The following is a 19,321-nucleotide window of genomic DNA, read 5'->3' on the forward strand; positions in this document are numbered from 1 at the left end:
TTATGAAATCTTTTAGACACCCGTTGTTGCAGCCCCTCAATCGCCTGGCCCAAGGCATGACGCTGGCCGGCGTATTGCTGAGTGTCGCGTCACCGGCATGGGCGGCCCATGCGGTTGCGCAATTCGGCACACCGAAATACCCGGCCGATTTCCAGTATTTCGATTATGTGAATCCCCAGGCGCCCAAGGGCGGCAGCCTGTCCATGTCGCTGGTCGCCACCAACAGCAGCTTCGACAAGTACAACCCCTACAGCCTGCGCGGCACACCGCCACCGGGATTGCTGGAACTGGTGTTCGAGACCCTGACCATCAATGGCCTCGACGAACTGAATACCCAATACGGCTTGCTCGCCGACGATATCCAGGTGGCCGCGGACTTCGGCGCGGTGGAGTTTCACCTCGATCCCAGGGCACGTTTCTCCAATGGCGATCCCGTCACTGCCGCCGACGTGCTGTATTCGTTTCAGACGCTCACTGGTGGCAAGGCCAGCCCGCGCTTCAAGGCCTACTTCGGCGAAATCGAGCGGGTGCTGGTCCTGGACCCGCAACGGGTGCGCTTCGAGTTCAAGCGCAAGGGCCGTGACCTGTCGTTCATCGCTGGCAGCCTGCCGGTGTTCTCGCCCAAATGGGGATTGCAGGCCGATGGCCAGACCGTGGCGTTCGACGAACTGCGCTTCGAACAGCCAATCGCCAGCGGTCCGTACCGGATCGACAAGGCCATCAGCGGACGCGGCATCGTCTATCGGCGCAATCCGGACTATTGGGCCAGCGACCTGCCGGTGCGCCGGGGTTCGTTCAACTTCGACAGCATCGACTACAAGCTCTACAAGGACCGCGACACCCAGGTCGCGGCACTGCGTGCCGGCGACTATGACTTCATCAGCGAAACCCAGATGCGCTACTGGTGCTGTCAGTACATCGGCAAGCGCTTCGATAAAGGCGAATTGATCAAGCGCGAGTTCCCCCATCGCAACCCGCCGGCCATGAACGGCTGGGTGGTCAACCTGCGCAAGGAGCGCTTCCAGGACCCACGGGTGCGCGAAGCCTTGAACTACGCCCTGGACTTCGAGTGGATCAACCAGAAGATTTTCGACAACGAGTTCAAGCGGGTCGACAGCTTTTTCGCCAACAGCCCGTTGGCCGCGACGGGTTTGCCCAGTGCCGACGAGCTGAAGCTGCTGGAGCCTTACCGTGGGCAGATACCGCCGGCGGTGTTCGGCCCGATGCTGGTGCAGCCGTCGACCAAGGCGCCGGCCAGTGTCCGGCAGAACCTGACCAAGGCTCTCGACCTGTTCGCCGCTGCCGGCTGGCACAACCGCGACGGCGTGTTGCGTAACGCCAAGGGCGAGCCATTCATTCTCGAAGTGGCCGGCACCCGCGCGCAAAGCCCGTTCACCGATCCGATCTACCTTAACCTGAGCAAGATCGGCGTGGTGGTGAAGAAGCGGTTGACCGACGCCGCCACCAGCCGCAAACAGATGACCCACTTCGAATACGACTACACCACCCTCGCCTTGCGTGAGGCGCGCATGCCCGGTGACGAACTGTGGCGCAACTTCAACAGCCGGGATGCCGACCGCCCCGGTTCGGAAAACATCACCGGGGTGAAGTCCGCGGCGGTCGACGCCCTGATCAAGAACCTGCTCGAAGCCGACAGCCAGCCCGCGCAACAGACCGCCGCCCATGCCCTGGACCGGGTGCTGATGCACAGCCACTACGTGATCCCCTGGCGCTACCTGGACAAGCACTACTTCATCTACAACCAGCGCCTGCAACAGCCGCAAACCCTGCCGCTGTACTACGGCGCCAACGAGTGGGTGATCGCGACCTGGTGGGACAAGACCGCCAATTCCCTGACCGCCAAACGCTGATCAACTCTACTTTCGAGGCCCTTCCATGTCCCAGACCCGCCAGTCCACCCACGCTATTCATCCGCTGTTCATCAATCGCTGGTCGCCCCGTGCCTTTACCGGCGAGCCCATCGACCAGGGCACCCTCGACAGTCTGTTCGAGGCTGCGCGCTGGGCACCTTCGGCGAACAATTCGCAACCCTGGCGCTTTATCTACGCGCGCAACGATTCCGCGCACTGGGATTCGCTGCTCGAACTGCTCAACGACAACAATCGGCGCTGGGCGGCCAAGGCTTCGGCGCTGATCGTGCTGTTGTCGAAGACCAGCCACTGGCGTCCCGGGGCGACCGAAGCCACCCACCTGCGCAGTCACTCGCTGGATGCCGGTGCGGCCTGGGCAAGCCTGGCCCTGCAGGCCGAACATGCCGGTTGGCGCAGCCATGCCATCGGCGGTTTCGACCGCGACAAGGCCCGTGAAGTGCTCGGCGTGCCGGAGGGTTACCAGGTGGAGATCGCCATCGCCATTGGCAAACAGGCCGCCCGGGAAACCCTGTCCATTGAACTGCAGGCGCGGGAACTACCCACCCCGCGCCACCCGCTGCAGAACGTTGTCGCCGAAGGACGCTTTGCCTTCGAGGCCACTTGATCAGCAGCACAGCACACGCGCTGGCACGACTGACATCGCCACGCCCCCAATCCGCCCTTGATCGACAAGAAACCCTATGAAAAACCTCTGGCGCACCATTCAGTTCATCCCCGAATACCGTGGACGGGTGATCGGCGTCATCGCCGTCGGCACCATCCTCGGGTTCATCGGCACGGCCACGCCTTATCTCTACAAGTTCATCGTCGACGCCATCGCGCAACTGCTCGCCGGCACTATCAGCAAGGAGGAAGCGACCTGGAGCGTGACGGTGCTGCTGAGCATCTTCTTTGCCCTGCGCCTGGGGGTCGTGGTGTTCGGTGCCCTGCAAAACAAGCAGGCCGACGATCTCTGGCTGGATACCGTCAGCACCTTTCGCCAGCGCGTCTTCGACAACATGACGCAAAAGTCCATCGACTATTTCGAGAAGACCCGGGTCGGCGAAATCATGGACCGCTTCGGCAACATCACCAGCATCACCATGTGGCTGTCGTCGCTGACCGAGGGCACCCTGGCGAACACCCTGCAAATGCTGTTTATCATCACTGTGCTGCTGGTCAAGGCACCGCTGGTGGGCGCGATCATGACCGGCGTGTTGCTGCTCAACTTCTGGATTTCCTACCGCACCGTGGGCTGGACGCGCCCCTACCGACGCGGTTGGCAGGCCCTTGCCGGACGCATGACCGGGCTGCTGGCGGAGATGGTCGGGAACATTTCCACCGTGCGCAGTTTCGGTGGCGAGCCGGCGGTCAAGCAGCGCTATGACGACACCCAGGCCGAATGGCTGATCACCCGGGGCAAGCTGCACACCACCGAATGGCGTTCGGAACAGGTGTTGAACCTGATCAACACCTTTGGCGTATTCATCGCCGTGGCGCTGACGGTGCATGGCGCCTTGCAAGGACGTTTCACCACCGGCGATATCCTGCTGATCCTGACCCTGACCCAAAACCTGATCAACAACATCGCGCCCATCGCCCGGCAGATTAACCAGGCGGGCGAAATCGAGAGCAACGCCGAACGCCTGATCGAGCTGCTGGACATTGCCGCCGAGCATGCCGACCGCCCGGATGCGATTGCCCTGACCCGGCTGGACAGCATCACCTTCGACAACGTCGGCTTCCGTTACCCGGGCAAAGAGGAGTACGCCCTCAAGCAAGTGTCTTTCCACCTGGAGGCCGGCCGCACGCTGGCCCTGGTCGGCACCAGTGGCAGCGGCAAGACCACCATCGTCAAACTGCTGATGCGTTTCTACGATGTCAGCGAAGGCCGGATCCTGATCAATGGCATCGACCTGCGCGACTACCAGCAACGCAGCGTGCGCGCACTGATGGGCGTGGTGCTGCAGGACGTGGCGCTGTTCAACGACAGCATCGGCGAAAACATCGCCTTCGCCCGCCCCGGTGCCAGCATCGAGAAGGTCCGCGAAGCGGCGCGCGCCGCCCATGCCGACGAGTTTATCCAGCGCATGGAAAACCAGTACGAGACCCTGGTCGGCGAGCGCGGCATCAAGCTCTCCGGTGGCGAGAAGCAACGGGTCGCCATTGCCCGGGCGATCCTCAAGGACCCGCAACTGATCATCCTCGACGAAGCCACCAGCGCCCTCGATTCCGAGTCCGAGCACTTGGTGCAAAAGGGCCTGGAACAACTGATCAGCGGCCGCAGCTCGGTGATCATCGCCCACCGCTTGAGCACTGTGATGAACGCCGACCTGATCCTGGTGATGCGCAATGGCGAGGTGCTGGAGCGCGGTCGCCACAGCGATCTGGCGGCACTGGAAGGTGGTTTCTATTCCAGGTTGTTTGCCCTGCAAAGCCAGGGCCGGCCGGCCGTGGCCAATTGAGCCGGTGCGGGTGCTCGCGACACCCCTTGCTGGCCCCCCAACAACCACTGCTGTTGCTGTGTTGCTGGCAACGCACCCACCCGCCCCGGCGCCAGGCCTCGGCACTGAACGCCCGGTTGCAGGCCCCGGTTCACGGGGCTTTCAACCCGGCACAAGAGACTGGCACAGGGGTTGCAATTATCACTGTAACCGCTGCTGTAACGCTGCTGTTAACCGCCGGACGCAACCGCGTTTCGGCCCTTCGTCAACGCAAAGGAACGAACACATGAGTCAAGCTTTGGATACGCTCTGGTACACCCGTTGCCCGGTGCCCACCGGTCTTGGCATTGCCGTGCAGAAAGGCTGGCTGGAGCAGACCCTGAATGCCCAGGGCACCGCGATCAAGTCCCTGCGTGAATCGGAAAACCAGGCCGTGCGCGAGTCGCACTTCGACCATACCCTGCAGAATTCGGTACGCCACGGCGGCAACATTCCGGCGATCTGGGCCCGTGCCAGCGGCCGTGAGACTCGGGTGATCGGCCTGTCCTGGCAGGATGAGGTGCAATTGATCCTGACCCTGCCTGGCAGCGGGATCAAGACCGCCAAGGACCTCAAGGGGCGCAAATTCGGCCTGCCGCTGTGGGCCAGCGCGCAGATCGATTTCTCCCGCGCCCAGGCGATCCGCGGCCTGGAAAACGCGCTGAAACTAAAGGGCCTGCAAGTCAGTGATGTCGAGCTGGTGGATTACCTGCGGGGCGGCACCCACAGCGATGAAGCCGCGCAAACCGTGGCCGGCATCAGCACCTTCGGCGGTCGGCGCAACGGCGGGCAGAGCGCGGAACTGGTCGGCTTGCTGCGTGGCGAAGTGGACGCGATCTTTCTCAAGGGCGCCTCCGCTGCGCACGTCGCCCATCAGTTCGGCCTGCACACCGTGATCGACACCGGCTCGCACCCGGAGCCGCTGATCCGCGCCAATAACGGCACGCCGCGGACCCTGAGTGTCGACCAGCACTTGCTCGACCACCATTACGATGCCGCCGTGGGCATTCTCGACTCGGTGCTGCGTGCCGAGACCTGGGCCTGGAACAACCCGGAGGACACCCGCCGATACCTGGCCAGGGAGACCAACAGCAGCGAGTTCTGGGTCACCGCGGCCTATGGTGAAGACGCCCACCAGCGTCTGCGCACCAACTTGCATGAGAACTCGATTCTCGGCTTGCAGGACTTCACCGATTTCCTGCAGCGCTGGAATTTCATCCCGCAGAGCTTTTCGGTCCGCGACTGGATCGACCCGCGCCCCCTGGAATCCTTGCGCTCAGCCACCGCACTGGCCGGCTGATGCCCCTGGCTCGACAAGACCTTTCCCACAAGCAGGCCTCATGAGCACCCATTTTCTTGATACCCTCTGGTATACCCACAGCCCGGTTCCCACCGGGCTGGGGATTGCCGTTGAATCCGGCCGACTGGCCGAGGCGTTTCGTCCTTTCGGGACCAACATCCAGGCGTTGCGCGAATCCAACGATCGGGAGATTCGCGAAGCGCACTTTGATCACCACTTGCCCAATTCGGTCCGGCATGGCGGCAATACGCCTGCCATCTGGGCGCGCTCGACAGGTGTGCAGACCCGGGTACTCGGCCTGTCCTGGAGCGACGAAGTCCAGCTGATCGTGAGCAACCCGGACAGTCCGGTGAAAACCATCCGCGACTTGAAAGACCGGCGTTTCGGCCTGCCCAAATGGGCCAACGTGAAAATCGATTTCAACCGCGCCAGCGCCTTGCGCGGCCTGGAAAACGCCTTGAGCCTGGAGGGCTTGAACGTCGCCGATGTCGATCTGGTCGACTACCCCTATGGCGGCACCCACAGCGACACCCCGGTACGCCATGTGTTCGGCGCCCAGGTCCGGCTGCACGGCAACCGCGTGCGTCGGCGCAACCAGGAACTGATCGGCCTGTTGCATGGCGATGTCGATGCGATCTTCCTCAAGGGCGCCCATGGCCTGCAGCTGGCGGATGAGTTCGGCCTGCACGTGGTGGTCGACACCGGCTCCCACCCCGACCCGCTGATCCGCGCCAACATCGGCACGCCGCGCACCCTGACGGTGGACCAGCACCTGCTGGATGAGCATTTCGACGCGGCCCTGTGCATCGTCGACAGCGTGCTGCATGCCGAACGCTGGGCCTGGGCCCACCCCGATGAAACCCGGCGCTTTCTCGCTCGCGAACTGAACACCAGCGAGTACTGGGTCGCCGCCGCCTACGGCGAAGATGCCCATCGCCGCTTGCGTACCGCCCTCGACGAAACCTCGATCAACGCCCTGCAACACCTCACGGACTTCCTTCAGCGCTGGGACTTCATCGCGCAACGCTTCGATGTCCGCGACTGGATCGATCCGCGTCCGCTGGAAGAGGTTTGTCGGGTGATCTGAGTAAGGCGGGGAAAAAATACTGGACCATTGAACGGCATGATCGACTACCATGCCGGCCGCCGGTTTCCACATGGGATTAATAGGGAATCCGAGATGCCCGACACGGCATCAATCGGAACTGCCCCCGCAACTGTAGGTGCTGAGCCTGCTCCTGAAATTGCCACTGGGATCACTCCCGGGAAGGCTGGAGCCAGGTGCCGACGCATCAGTCAGGAGACCTGCCGGCCAAGCAAATCACTAACCGGCGGGGTGTCCGGGAAGGACATCCTCGCGCCGTGCGTCACGTTCAGTGAGCGCCACGTCAGTGCTTTATTGGCAACGTTCGATGATGTGTTTCCAGTCCGTGCCCCCTGCCCCGAGTACGGTCCACTGGAGATTGCGTCATGCTGCTGTCACGCCTTGCCACCCTCGTCACTGCGCTGGGTCTGTCCACCCTCGCCCAGGCGACCCCGACCCACTATCCCCTTTCGGTCGAGAACTGCGGCAGCACCCTGACCTTCGAGCAGGCACCGAGCCGCGCCGTGACCATCGGCCAGGCCGGCACCGAAATGCTCTTCGCCATGGGGCTTGGCCACACGCTGATCGGCACGTCGCTGTGGTTCAACGAGGTGCTGGCCAAGTACAAGACAGCGAACGACCCGATCCCGCGCCTTGCCGATAACGAGCCGAGTTTCGAGGCGGTGATCGGCAAACGCCCGCAGCTGGTAGCGGTGGAACTGGAGTGGATGGTCGGCCCGCAAGGCGTGGTCGGTACCCGCGAGCAGTTTCACGAGCTGCAGATCCCGACCTACCTGATGCCCTCCGACTGCGAAGCCAAAGACAACCTGGTCGGTGCCGATGGCACACGGCTGGAAGCGTTTCGCATCGACAGCATTTACAAAAGCATCAGCCAACTGGCTGAGATTTTCGATGTGCAGGAACGTGGCCGGCAGTTGAACGACGAACTCAAGGCCAGCCTGGCGAGGTCTGTCGCCACGGTGCAGGACAAGAACCTGAAGCACACCAGCGCGCTGTTCTGGTTCTCCAGTGCCAGCCTGGATATCGACCCTTATGTCGCTGGGCACAAGGGCATTCCCGACTTCATGCTCAACACCCTGGGCGTGCGTAACGTGGTGCAATCGGATGAAGAATGGCCGACCGTCGGCTGGGAAACCATTGCCAAGGCCAACCCGACCTTCCTGGTCATTGCACGCATGGATCGCCGGCGCTTCCCCGCTGACGACCACCTCAAGAAACTGGCGTTCCTGCGCAGCGATCCGGTGACCCGCAACATGGACGCGGTGAAAAACAACCGCATCATCATCCTCGACGCCATGGCCATGCAGGCCAGCGTCAGAATGTTCGACGGTCTGGCCACCCTGGCTTCAGCCATCGACGGCTATGACCTGCCGAAATGACCAGGACGCTGATAGGCACATTGCTCGCCGCCATGACCCTGCTGCTGGCCGTCATTGCCGGTGTGGCCATCGGTGAAACACCCATCGATCCGGGTGTGGTGTTCCAGGTGCTGGCCAACAAACTGTGGGCTGCCGGCCATGTCCTCGACCCGATCGACGAAGGCGTCGTCTGGAATTATCGCCTGACCCGCGCCCTGGTGGCCGCAGCCTGCGGTGCCGGTCTGGCCACGTGCGGGGTGATCCTGCAATCGCTGTTGCGCAACCCGCTGGCCGATCCCTACCTGCTCGGCATCTCCGCCGGCGCCTCGACGGGCGCGGTGCTGGTGGCGTTGCTGGGGCTGGGGGCGGGCCTGATTTCGCTGTCGGTCGGGGCGTTTGCCGGGGCTGTGGCCGCCTTCGCCCTGGTGGTATTGCTGGCCCGTGCCAGCGGCTCACCCGGCGGCACCGGGCAGATCATCCTCGCGGGGATTGCCGGTTCGCAGCTATTTAATGCGCTCACGGCGTTTCTGATCACCAAGTCGGCCAGTTCCGAACAGGCCCGGGGCATCATGTTCTGGTTGCTGGGCAATCTCAGCGGGGTGCGCTGGCCGTCGGTGTGGCTGGCCGTCCCGGTGGCGGTGGCCGGTCTGGGTGTTTGCCTGTGGCATCGGCGGGCGCTGGACGCCTTCACTTTCGGCGCCGACTCCGCCGCCTCGCTCGGCATCCCGGTACGCCGCGTGCAATTGCTGCTGATCAGCTGCGCCGCCCTGGTGACGGCCGTGATGGTCTCGATTGTCGGCTCCATCGGTTTCGTCGGGCTGGTCATCCCCCATGCCGTGCGCCTGCTGCTGGGCACCCGCCATGCGCGCCTGCTGCCGGCCAGTGCGCTGGGGGGTGCGCTGTTTCTGATCGCCGCCGATGTGCTGTCGCGAACACTGATCAAAGGCCAGGTGATCCCGGTCGGGGTCATCACGGCACTGGTCGGCGCTCCGGTGTTCGCGTTGATCCTGATCGGCCGGAGGAATGCCCGATGAATGCCGTCACGCCTGTTCTCGGCGATTGCGTGCTGAGTTGTTCCGGCCTCGGGTTCCATGTCCGCGACGCCGAGTTGCTGCACGATATCCACCTGGACATCCGCCGCGGCGAAACCCTGGGCCTCGTCGGGCCCAACGGCTCGGGCAAATCCACCCTGCTCAAATTGCTGGCTGGCGTGCGCGCGCCCAGCCGGGGAGACATCCACCTCAACGGCCAGCGCCTCAAGACGCTGGCGCGGCGAACCGTCGCGCAAACCCTGGCGGTGGTCGAGCAACAGGCCGACACGCTGGATGCCATCAACGTGTTCGATGCCGTGGCCCTGGGCCGAACGCCGTGGCTGTCGGCCTTGAGCCCGTGGTCGAACGAGGATGCCGCCATCGTCCGGCAGGCACTGTGCGACGTCGATGCGGCGCACCTGAAAAACCAGACCTGGCACAGCCTGTCCGGCGGCGAACGCCAGCGTGTCCACATCGCTCGCGCCCTGGCCCAACGCCCGCAGATACTGTTGCTGGACGAACCGACCAATCACCTGGACATCCAGCACCAGCTCGCGATCCTGAACGTGGTGCAGGCGCTCCCGGTGACGACATTGATCGCCCTGCACGACCTGAATCAGGCCCTGAGTTGCGATCGTCTGGCGGTACTGGAACGGGGGCGACTGGTCGCCCTCGGCAAACCGCTTGAGGTACTGACCCCGCAACGTTTGCAGGAGACGTTTGGTGTGCACGCGCATTACCTGACCGACCCTTTTGATGGGGCGCGGATATTGCGGTTTCGTGCTGTTTGACTGGCGCCCGGAGATTGAGTCATGCCCTGCGATCCCTCGGCACCCACCACTTCCAGTGCCACCTCCTCTGTTCTTTTGCCCAGAACATGATGAGTGCGCAACAGAAAATGCGACAACGCAGGGATCAGGATCAAAGCACCCAACATGTTCCACAAAAACATGAAGGTCAGCAAAATGCCCATGTCCGCCTGGAACTTGATCGGTGACCAGGCCCAGCACACCACGCCGGCGGCCAGGGTGATGCCCACCAGGCCCACCACCCGGCCGGTGAACGACACGGCGTTGCGATAGGCCTGGGATAACGGCAGGCCCTGGCGCTGGTACTGCAACTGCACGCTGAGCAGGTACAACGCGTAGTCGACCCCGATGCCGACACCCAGGGCGATCACCGGCAGCGTTGCCACCTTCACGCCAATGCCCATGACCACCATCAACGCCTCGCAGAGGATCGAGGTCAGCACCAGCGGCAGCAGCGCCACCAATGTCGCGCGCCAGCTGCGGAAGGTGATCAGGCAGAACAGCGTCACCGCGCCATAGACATACAGCAGCATGGTGCGGTTGGCCTCGCGCACTACGATGTTGGTCGCCGCTTCGATGCCGGCCGACCCGGCGGCCAGCAGAAACTGGCGGTCTTCGCTGCTGTTGTCCCGCGCGAACTGGTCGGCGATGGCCACCACCGCGTCCAGGGTTTCGGCCTTGTGGTCCTTGAGGAAGGCGATCACCGGCATCAGCGAACAATCGGTGTTGAACAATTCCGGGGAATTGACCGAGGCTTGCTGCGCGGCGTAGTTCAGCACGTCCTGGTTGCGCTGGATGCTGTTGAGCTTGGGGTTGCCCTCATAGGTGCCAGCGGTAATCTGCCGTACCGCGTTGACCAGCGAAGCGGTGGCCTGCACGCCGGGATACTGCTGCAGCTCCCAGGCCAGGCGGTCGGCGAGGATCAGCGTCCGGTAATTCAGGCAACCTTCCGCCGGGGTCTTGATCATCACCGCGAACAGGTCGCTGGACAGCGCGTAGTGGCTGGTGATGTAGGCGTTGTCGCGGTTGTAGCGCGAGTCGGCCCGCAACTCCGGGGCGCCGCTGTCGAGGTCGCCGATTTTCAGTTGCAGACTGACCATGAAGCCGCCAATGCCCATCAGTGCCGCCACCAGGACCGCACCGGTCGCCCATTTGCGGGTCGTGAAGCGGTCGAGCGTGTCCCACAGTTTGCCGAAGCCTTTGTGCCCGTCCGCCCGGGTGTCGATTTTCAGCGCTCGCTCGGCGGCCTTGCGCCCGACTCCGATGTAGGACAACGCCACCGGCATCAGCAACAGCGAGGTGAAGATCAGTACCGCCACACCGATGCTGGCGGTGATGGCCAAATCCTGGATCACCGGGATATCGATCAGCATCAGCACGGCGAAGCCGACGGCATCGGCCAACAGCGCGGTGACGCCGGCAATGAACAGGCGGCGGAAGGTGTAGCGGGCGGCAATCAGCTTGTGGGTGCCGCGGGCGATGTCCTGCATGATGCCGTTCATCTTCTGCGCGGCATGGGACACGCCGATGGCAAAGATCAGGAACGGCACCAGCACCGAGTACGGGTCGATGGCATAACCCAGCCAGGCGACGATGCCCAGTTGCCAGACCACGGCGATCAGCGAACAGCCGACCACCAGCAAGGTACTGCGCACGCAGCGGGTGTAGAGGTAGATGATGATCAGCGAGGTGACCACCGCCAAACCGAAGAACATCATCACCTGGATCAGCCCATCGATCAGGTCGCCCATCAGCTTGGCGAAACCGATCACCCGGACCTTGTACTGGCCCTTGCCCTCTTCCCCGGTCAGTCGTGCCGCACTGTCGCCGGCGAATTCGATCTTGTCGCGCAATTGCGCTTCGAGCATCTGCGAAAATTGATGGTAGTCGAGGCGCTGACCGGTGGCCGTGGCTTTGTCCAGCAACGGCACGATCAGCATGCTCGATTTGAAATCGCTGGCGACCAGGCTGCCGACGATACCGGCGCGGGTGATGTTCTGCCGCAGCTGTTCGATGTCCGATGGCGAGCCTTGATAACTGTCGGGCATCACCGGGCCACCCTGGAAACCTTCTTCGGTGACTTCGGTCCAGCGCACGGCCGGCGTCCACAGCGACTTCATCCAGGCGCGGTCGACGCCTTCGGCGAGGAACAGTTCGTCGTTGACCTGCTTGAGCACATTCAAGTACTCGGGGTCGAAAATGTCGCCCTGGGTATTTTCCACCACCACCCGTACCGAGTTACCCAGACCGCGCAGCGACTGACGGTTTTCCAGGAAGTTCTGAATGTAGGGCTGACTCTGCGGGATCATTTTCTCGAAACTGGGGCGCAACTCCAGACGGGTCACGGCCATGTAACCCAGCACCAGGGTGACCAGGGTCATGAGCGCAATGAACAGCGGGCGGTAGTTGAACACCAGCCGCTCCAGCCGATTGCCGGAGCGCCGATCGAAATCACGCAGATCGCGGATCACCGGCATGGTGTCTTGCTTGGTATGGGCCATGTCTGAGTACTCGCTCTGTGGTTCTGGTTCTTATTCTTTGAGGAGCGCATGTGCGCCGCGGGTACCCACCACCACCAGGGAACCATCGGCGGCCAGGGCGGCACCGGCCACCGGCGACGGGTTCTGCTGCGCCACACGTTGCATTCGGGGGCTGTCGTCCCGGGCCACCAGCATGTGCCCGGCCTGACTGAACATCCGATAGTGCCCCTGGGCGTCCACGGTGGCGGCGGTGACACTGACCTGCAGGCCGCTATCGAAGGGGGTCCAGCTCAAGCCACCGTCGGTGCTACGCAATACATTGCCGCGCAGGCCAAAGACCACGACTTCGCCAGGCTTGCCGACAACGCCGAAGTAGCTGCCCTGATAGGGTGTCGCCAAGGTGGCAAAACGCTGGGGCGACTCGTCCCATTTCAGCACCAGGCCTTGCTCGCCGACGATGTACAGCGCATCGCCGGTGGAGGTGATGGCGTTCAAATGGAAGTTCTGCGGGTTGTCGGTACGGTCCTGGAACGGCGTCCAGCTCTGCCCACCATCCTCGGTGCGCAGGATCAGGTTGAATACGCCGACCACGTAGCCGAGCTTGTCGTCGGCGAACCAGACATCGAGCAATGGCTTGTCGGCGCCCTCTTCGACCAGCCGTTGGCCATCGGCGACCCGCAGCGGCCATTGCTCGTTGTCCGGTTCGGCCGCCGCCAGCGCCGAATATTGCTTGACCGACAATGCGCCGATCTCACGACCGTCCAGTTGCTTTTTCCATGTCGCGCCGGCGTCACTGCTGTGCAGCACCACGCCATCGTTGCCGACGGCCCAGCCTTGTTCGGGGGTCGGGAAATACACGGCATTGAGGTCGCTGCTGACCGGTACGCTCGCCTGCTGCCATTGCTTGCCGTCATCATCGGAATAAAGAATATGGCCACGCTGCCCGACGGCAACCAGCCGCTGCCCGGCGCTCGCGATATCGAGCAAGGGACTGCGCACGGCCAGGGCGCTGGGCCTGGCGGGTAAATCCAGCACGTCAATGTAGCCGGACGCCTGGGCGACTGCCTGCCACAACACCAACAGCAGTGCCAACGCCTGCAACGTGTGCTTCTTCAATGAACACATAGTGCGTCCTCTGGCCAGAACCGGGCCGGGCTGCGCGGGGTGCAGCCCGGTCTCTTGGTGTGAAGCGTTTAACGAACACCGGTACCGGCCAACGCGTCCGGAGACCACTGCGTCTTGGAGAGCGGTGCGATGTATTTGATGCCGCCGTAGGCGCCCGACAAACCGTTGATGTTGTACGTCCCGCCCACCAGGTCATAGATCACGTGCGGCGTGGTGTTGGGGGTCGTCACGTCGTAGCTTTGCGAGAGGAAGCTGAAGGAGCCACGGTACAGTTGGCCACGGGCATCGTACTGGTCGGATGCCAGAGCGACCCAGCTGTCTTCATCCAGGTAGAAACGGCGCTTGGCGTAGATGTGACGGGCACCCGACTTGAGCGTGCCTTCCACCACCCACACCCGATGCTTTTCCCAGCGCACGAATTGCGGCGCCAGGTGGTTCGGTGTGGTCAGGGATTTCGGATCCTTGATGTAGCTCAGCGTGTAGGTGTTGTACGGCACGATCATTTCCTGCTTGCCGACCAGTTTCCAGTCATAGCGATCCAGCGCACCGTTGAAGACATACACGTCGTCATAGGTGCCTGAACCGGCGGTGCCCGGGTTCGGCGTGTCGTAGGCCAGGGTCGGTGCCAGCTTCACGCGGCGCTGACCGGGCAAGTACTGCCAGGCACGCCGCGCCTGCACCAGCGGGTTGGCCGCGTCCTTGAGCATGATCGCCTCCCCCGCACGGCGCGCGGGGCCGGTGTAGAACAGGCGGGTCTGGAAATAAGTATCCTTGGCGTCGATGACCTTGGTCAGGTCTTCGAAGATCGGGAAGGAGTTGACGATTTCGCCGCTGGTGGCCAGGTTCTGCCCGCCCGAGGCATCGACGTTCCAGGAATCATATTTGGTCGAATAGGCAACACCCTGGTAGCGCAGCAGGTGGTTCCACATGGCCTCGGCACCGGATTGCGGGATCGGGAACGGCACGCCCGGCAGCACGTTCTCGATCGCGTTGCCACCTTCCAGCGACTTGGCGCCGGTGGCGTTCTTCAAGGTGTTATCCAGCACTCTCTGGGGCAGCGCCACGCTGCGGTGAGTCGGATAGACTTCGACGCGAAAGCTCGGGTAGCGGGTGGCCAATGCGACGGTGACCGCGGTGAGTTTGTCCTTGTACTGGGCGACGTTCTTGCCATCGATCACCAGCAGCGGCTTCTCGCTGGCGTAAGGGTCCGGGCGAACGGTGTCACCGGCCTTGAAGCCTGCCGGCAGGCTGGTCAGCCCGCCGGTGTAGGCCGGAATCGAGCCATCTGCATTCCCGGCTTTTTCGGCGCCGACGGCCGTCAGGCTGGTCCCGAGCCTGGCCGCCTGGTCCGGGGACACGGCCGCCTGGGCGGCGCCGGCGACGGCCAGCGCGAGGGTGGTGGCCAGTAAGGTTTGAGCGAATTTCATGGGGTGTCTCCTGTTGCTGGGCAATGGTTCGATTAAATAGTCGTTTTGAAAGTTAAAGTGACCATGCCGCGATCCTTGAGCTGGGATGGTGTACCGCCGAACGCGGTGGTCTGGCCGGGCACGCAGTTGTATTGCCCGTTGGCCCCCGGCGACGCGCCGTCTCCTTGACTGCCCGCGCTGCCTGGCGAACTGCAGGTATCGAACGGACCGAAGTTGTCCACGTACTTCAGGTCGAAGCGGTACTGGTTGCGCACGTCCATGCCGACGCCGACCGAGTAGCTGCCGGCGTCTTCGTTGCCGCCGAGCTGCACGGCGGAGTTGCCATTGAGGCCGACGTTGTAGGTCATCGGCAGGTACATATCGATGCCGGGGAAGACCTGGTACCAGGTCGGGTTGAAGTTGACGCCGAGGATGTAGTTGTCCTTGGTGACCTTGTCGGTGCCGTGGTACCAGTCCTCGCCCTTGAACAGTTGCTTGTTGTCGGTCACGTCCAGCCAGCGGCTGTAGCCGAGTTCGACCAGCAACGAGGAGCTGTCCCACAGCGGCGTGTCGCCAAAGGTGGTCAGGCCGTTGAGCACCGCGTGCACGGTGTTGCCCCGGGCCACGCCGTCTTCGCCGTTGAAGCTGCCGATGAAACCGGGCACACCGGCATTGGCCGCGGCCGGATTGACGGTGCCGGCAACGCTGGCCAGCGGCATGTTCTCGCGGTAGTTGAGGTCGAATCCGACGCTGACCCCGGCGATGCTCTTGGACAGGCTGATACCGTAGATGTCGATGTCATCGACGTAGAACTGGTTGTAGCTGCCGATGTTGCCGGAGATCAGCTGCGCCGGGCCGACCGCAGTCGGCTGCAAGGCCAGGTTGGGCAGGATGTCGGAGGTGTTGCGGTAGTAGAAACCCAGGGTGCCGTCGAGCCATTCCGGGCTCCACTTGGCCATCAGCCCGAAGTCGCCGCGATCGTCCGGGGTGAAGGTATGGCCATTGCTCAGGCGCAGAAACTGGTTGGCGCCGATCGGCCCCGGGGCACCGAAAAACGGATTGACGCCACCGATCAGCGACAGGTTGTGCCCGCCATTCTGGATGCCGTCGTTGAAGCCCAGATAGGTGCCGGATTCCGGCAGGCGCGAGGCGTCCCAGTCGAGGAAATACTGGGCGCCCAGGGTCAGCTCCGGGTTGACGGTCAGGCTGGCGGACAGCTGGTTACGCGGAATGAACAACTCCTTGGCTTCGGTGCCCGGCACCGCCAGCGCCTTGGCAATGTCCAGCCCCGATTGGCCGTAGCTGTTGCCGTGGGCAAACGCCAGGATGCTTTCGCCCCAATACTGGGTGTGCTTGCCGAGCTTGGCACTGAGCATCGATTCTTCGCCGACTTCCGTACTGCCGAAGACAAAGGCATCGAGGATCTCGGCCGAAGGGCCGTTGTAGTAGCGATCGGCATAACCGCTGAGATGGCGCGAGTCCGGCACCCCGTGGTTGAGCTGGTTGGTCGCCGCGTTGTCGCTGCCGACATGGTCGTAGGCGTGGTCGTACCAGCTGTTGGCGCTGACGCGAAACCCCATCTTCTGCTGGTAGGTCACGTCCAGTTCCGAGAGCACGTCCAGGCGCTGGGACACCGCACTGCCGGAAGAGAAGTTACGGTTGCCGTCGTTGTTGTTCCAGGCATTGGCCAACTTGCTGTTGGGGCTTTCGACCCGCTGGGCGTAGTTGAACTTGAAGGTGTTGTCGAAACGTACAACCCAGTCTTCATTGCCGGTATTGAGCTCCAGGGCCTGGGCTGCCGGTAAAGCGGCGAGGAACAGCGCCGAGGCCAGCAGCGTTGGCTCCAACACGCTCAAACCACGATTTTTGTTAACGTGCATATCTTGTCTCCGCTTTTTTTTGTTGTTGTTTTGCGTTGTTGAAAAAACGCCCTGTCACTGAATTCGGGCGTACCGCTGCCCACCACTCATAACCCCGACAGGGCAGTGTTCGATTCATTTGAATTAAGCCGGTCAATACCCTTGGGTACTGAACGTCAACTACCGAGGCGTATCAGCGCCAACACTAACCCCAGCAGGAACAGCGTTTCACCGACCATCAACAGAATGGGCTTGAGCCCCACCGTGGCCAGTTCCTTCAACTGGATTTTCATGCCGAGCGCACTGATGGCCACGACCAGACACCAACTCGACAATGGATTGCCCAGGCTCTGTACCGTCGCCGGTAGCCAGCCAAGACTGGTCACCGTGGCAAAGGCGATGAACGCCACGGCAAACCAGGGCAACAACGGCGGCCGCTGGCCGGTGCCTTGGCCACCCTGAGCGCGGGTGATCAAAACCGCGCAGATAATCACTGGCAAAAGCATAGCGATGCGCATCAGTTTCACCACCGTGGCCGTATCGCCGATGTCATGGGACATGCTGTAGCCGGCACCGACCACCTGGGCGACGTCATGGATGGTGGCGCCGAGGAACACCCCGGCTTGCAGCGGATCCAGGCCCAGCGCCCGGGCGATCACCGGATAAACGATCATCGCCAGGGTCGACAGGCTGGACACGCCAATGACCGTGAACAGCGTGGCGCGCTCCTTGGCCTGATGCCCAGGCAAAGCCGCCGCCAGTGCCAGCGCCGCGGATGCGCCGCAAATCGCGGTAGCCCCGCCGGACAACAGACCGAACAGCGCATTGAAGCCCAAGGCGCGCGCCGCCAGCATCGACAGCAAAATGGTCACTACCACCGAAACCACCACGATCAACACCGGGTGCCAACCCAACGCCACGATCTGCTCCAGGGAGATGCGCATGCCCAGCAACGCAACCCCGATGCGCAGGATTTCACGGGCACTGAAATCGATACCCGCCTTGCTCGGCCCCGCCGCCAGAAAATTCATGGCCATGCCCAGCAACAGGGCCAACAGCATCACTGGCGCGTGGTACTGGTCGGCGAGAAAGCGCGCGGCGATGGCGACCACGATGCTGGCCAGAACACCGGGAAGGTACAGGCTGACAACCGACTGAAATTGGATGACGGCGGACCTGGTCATAAGTCAAACCTTGATTCCCATGGCCGGCAGCGCATGCGAGCTTTCACGCTTGATGCGAGCCGCCAGATAAAAGAAGATCCCACCTGACACCAGCGCTACAATGTCGCTGACCAGCAGCACAGGGGTCAGGGGAGAATCAACCCCGGCTGTCGCCAGAGAATCACTGATCCAGCCCACGACCAAGGTGCCGAGCGCCACGGAAAAAACATTCAGCAGCAGCATCGAAAACCCCATGACCGTCGAACGCATGCGCGCGGGAACTGCGCCCTGGATCGCTGTGGTCGCGGAGCCGTAAAGCGACATCACCATGAAAATGCCGACCGCCATGCCCACATAGAACAGCGGCGAATCCGTCGGCACCAGGCGAAAAGCAATCATGAAGGGCGCAAACAGCAGCACCAGCAACGCCAGGACACTGGCGTGGCCGCCTTTGAAACGCGGGGCCAGGCGGTCGCTCAAAATGCCCCCCGCCAACGCGCCCAACGAGCCGAAGACGATCTGCATGGCGCCCATGGTCGTGGCGATCGTGGCCGGATCCATCCCCCTCTCGCGGGTCATCCACAGTTGCGCGAACGAAATCCCCGGATAAACCAGGTGGGCCAGCACAAAGCCGGCAACGGTGTAACGCACCACACGATTGCTGCGCAGTTCACCGAGCACCGCGGTTAACTGAGCCTTGAGCGGGGCGCCGCGCTCTTGCACCGTGTTGTGGCTGCGCCTGTCGCCCATCAGCATCAGCGGCAAGCCGATGACAATCCCGGCAACGCCCAGGATATAAAACGTGGTGCGCCAGCCATGGGTGGCGCCGAGCGTGCCCGCCAGCAAAAAGCTGCAACCGATGCCCAGCGGAATGCCGAGGTAGAACAGCCCCATCGCCGTGCCCCGGCGCTTCTGCGAGAACAGCTCCATCAACAGCGCGGTGGCGGCAGGCACCAGCGCCGCTTCACCGGTTGCCACCATAAAACGCGCCGCCACCATCTGTTCGAAGTTCTGCACAAACCCGGAGGCAATCGTGCAGACGCTCCAGATGAGCATGCCGGCACCGATCACCCGTGGCCGGCTATGTCGGTCGGCCAGCGCACCGAGCACCACCGCCATGACGCCGTAGCTCAGCACCCAGACCGCGCCGACGAGAAAGCCATACTGCGCATTGTTGATCGCCAGTTCGCCGGTGATTTGCGGTGCGAAGCCCAGCAGGATATTGCGGTCCACCTGCGCCAGCAGGTGAATCACCATCAGCGTTGCGAGCACTGCGCAGGGACTCTTTTTCCAGAACATCGGTCTGTACCTTTGAGTTGTTTTTATGAAGG

At 62.8% G+C, this 19,321-nt stretch carries 14 protein-coding genes and 1 riboswitch; of the genes, 8 read left to right on the forward strand and 6 right to left on the reverse strand.

The features are described from left to right. The first annotated feature begins 2 nt into the window (after positions 1-2). The 8 genes from F8N96_RS18435 (at position 3) to F8N96_RS18470 (ending at position 9,939) form a co-directional block, all read left to right on the forward strand. Complete coding sequence (locus tag F8N96_RS18435) at positions 3-1,871, forward strand: extracellular solute-binding protein (RefSeq protein ID WP_150798991.1); 1,869 nt, start codon at positions 3-5, stop codon at positions 1,869-1,871. 25 nt (positions 1,872-1,896) lie between these two features. Continuing rightward, complete coding sequence (locus F8N96_RS18440) at positions 1,897-2,496, forward strand: nitroreductase family protein (RefSeq protein WP_150798992.1); 600 nt, start codon at positions 1,897-1,899, stop codon at positions 2,494-2,496. 76 nt (positions 2,497-2,572) lie between these two features. Then, the gene (locus F8N96_RS18445; RefSeq protein WP_150798993.1) at positions 2,573-4,336 is read left to right on the forward strand and encodes an ABC transporter ATP-binding protein; all 1,764 of its coding nucleotides are present in this window, start codon (positions 2,573-2,575) and stop codon (positions 4,334-4,336) included. Between the two features lie 265 nt (positions 4,337-4,601). Continuing rightward, complete coding sequence (locus F8N96_RS18450) at positions 4,602-5,654, forward strand: ABC transporter substrate-binding protein (RefSeq protein WP_150798994.1); 1,053 nt, start codon at positions 4,602-4,604, stop codon at positions 5,652-5,654. Positions 5,655-5,694: 40 nt separating this feature from the next. Then, positions 5,695-6,741, forward strand: a complete 1,047-nt coding sequence (locus F8N96_RS18455; RefSeq protein WP_150798995.1) for an ABC transporter substrate-binding protein — start codon at positions 5,695-5,697, stop codon at positions 6,739-6,741. 43 nt (positions 6,742-6,784) lie between these two features. Continuing rightward, positions 6,785-6,982, forward strand: a riboswitch (cobalamin riboswitch). Positions 6,983-7,124: 142 nt separating this feature from the next. Next, complete coding sequence (locus F8N96_RS18460; protein WP_150798996.1) at positions 7,125-8,138, forward strand: ABC transporter substrate-binding protein; 1,014 nt, start codon at positions 7,125-7,127, stop codon at positions 8,136-8,138. Continuing rightward, a complete protein-coding gene (locus F8N96_RS18465) occupies positions 8,135-9,151 on the forward strand; it encodes a FecCD family ABC transporter permease (protein ID WP_150798997.1) in 1,017 nt (338 codons plus the stop codon). Before F8N96_RS18460 ends, F8N96_RS18465 begins: the two co-directional genes overlap by 4 nt. Continuing rightward, a complete protein-coding gene (locus tag F8N96_RS18470; RefSeq protein WP_150798998.1) occupies positions 9,148-9,939 on the forward strand; it encodes an ABC transporter ATP-binding protein in 792 nt (263 codons plus the stop codon). The genes F8N96_RS18465 and F8N96_RS18470 overlap by 4 nt, the downstream gene beginning before the upstream one ends. On the opposite strand, the gene F8N96_RS18475 is transcribed toward F8N96_RS18470, so the two are convergent. From F8N96_RS18475 to F8N96_RS18500, 6 genes are all read right to left on the reverse strand, one after another. After that, positions 9,885-12,458 carry an efflux RND transporter permease subunit gene (locus F8N96_RS18475; RefSeq protein ID WP_224794108.1) on the reverse strand — a complete coding sequence of 858 codons (2,574 nt, stop codon included), beginning with the start codon at positions 12,456-12,458 and terminating at the stop codon, positions 9,885-9,887. The genes F8N96_RS18470 and F8N96_RS18475 overlap by 55 nt on opposite strands. 30 nt (positions 12,459-12,488) lie before the next feature. Then, a complete protein-coding gene (locus F8N96_RS18480; RefSeq protein ID WP_150798999.1) occupies positions 12,489-13,562 on the reverse strand; it encodes a WD40/YVTN/BNR-like repeat-containing protein in 1,074 nt (357 codons plus the stop codon). Positions 13,563-13,630: 68 nt separating this feature from the next. Continuing rightward, positions 13,631-14,989 (reverse strand): DUF1329 domain-containing protein, encoded by a 1,359-nt coding sequence (locus F8N96_RS18485; protein WP_150799000.1) that lies wholly within the window; start codon positions 14,987-14,989, stop codon positions 13,631-13,633. A gap of 32 nt (positions 14,990-15,021) precedes the next feature. Continuing rightward, positions 15,022-16,848, reverse strand: a complete 1,827-nt coding sequence (locus tag F8N96_RS18490; RefSeq protein WP_150799001.1) for a DUF1302 domain-containing protein — start codon at positions 16,846-16,848, stop codon at positions 15,022-15,024. Between the two features lie 155 nt (positions 16,849-17,003). Further along, complete coding sequence (locus F8N96_RS18495; RefSeq protein WP_150799002.1) at positions 17,004-18,011, reverse strand: YeiH family protein; 1,008 nt, start codon at positions 18,009-18,011, stop codon at positions 17,004-17,006. Positions 18,012-18,014: 3 nt separating this feature from the next. Beyond that, positions 18,015-19,289, reverse strand: coding sequence for an MFS transporter (locus F8N96_RS18500; RefSeq protein ID WP_191635370.1), 1,275 nt, complete (start codon positions 19,287-19,289; stop codon positions 18,015-18,017). Positions 19,290-19,321: the final 32 nt, after the last annotated feature.

Source organism: Pseudomonas fluorescens (assembly GCF_902497855.1).
Lineage (GTDB): Bacteria > Pseudomonadota > Gammaproteobacteria > Pseudomonadales > Pseudomonadaceae > Aquipseudomonas > Aquipseudomonas fluorescens_BI.

Bases quoted from the DNA above. Each gene is read 5' to 3' on its own strand.
- F8N96_RS18435 (WP_150798991.1), top strand. From the start codon at position 3: ATGAAATCTTTTAGACACCCGTTGTTGCAGCCCCTCAATCGCCTGGCC.
- F8N96_RS18495 (WP_150799002.1), bottom strand. From the start codon at position 18,011: ATGACCAGGTCCGCCGTCATCCAATTTCAGTCGGTTGTCAGCCTGTAC.
- F8N96_RS18465 (WP_150798997.1), top strand. From the start codon at position 8,135: ATGACCAGGACGCTGATAGGCACATTGCTCGCCGCCATGACCCTGCTG.
- F8N96_RS18450 (WP_150798994.1), top strand. From the start codon at position 4,602: ATGAGTCAAGCTTTGGATACGCTCTGGTACACCCGTTGCCCGGTGCCC.
- F8N96_RS18480 (WP_150798999.1), bottom strand. From the start codon at position 13,562: ATGTGTTCATTGAAGAAGCACACGTTGCAGGCGTTGGCACTGCTGTTG.
- F8N96_RS18440 (WP_150798992.1), top strand. From the start codon at position 1,897: ATGTCCCAGACCCGCCAGTCCACCCACGCTATTCATCCGCTGTTCATC.
- F8N96_RS18485 (WP_150799000.1), bottom strand. From the start codon at position 14,989: ATGAAATTCGCTCAAACCTTACTGGCCACCACCCTCGCGCTGGCCGTC.
- F8N96_RS18455 (WP_150798995.1), top strand. From the start codon at position 5,695: ATGAGCACCCATTTTCTTGATACCCTCTGGTATACCCACAGCCCGGTT.
- F8N96_RS18500 (WP_191635370.1), bottom strand. From the start codon at position 19,289: ATGTTCTGGAAAAAGAGTCCCTGCGCAGTGCTCGCAACGCTGATGGTG.
- F8N96_RS18475 (WP_224794108.1), bottom strand. From the start codon at position 12,458: ATGGCCCATACCAAGCAAGACACCATGCCGGTGATCCGCGATCTGCGT.
- F8N96_RS18470 (WP_150798998.1), top strand. From the start codon at position 9,148: ATGAATGCCGTCACGCCTGTTCTCGGCGATTGCGTGCTGAGTTGTTCC.
- F8N96_RS18460 (WP_150798996.1), top strand. From the start codon at position 7,125: ATGCTGCTGTCACGCCTTGCCACCCTCGTCACTGCGCTGGGTCTGTCC.
- F8N96_RS18490 (WP_150799001.1), bottom strand. From the start codon at position 16,848: ATGCACGTTAACAAAAATCGTGGTTTGAGCGTGTTGGAGCCAACGCTG.
- F8N96_RS18445 (WP_150798993.1), top strand. From the start codon at position 2,573: ATGAAAAACCTCTGGCGCACCATTCAGTTCATCCCCGAATACCGTGGA.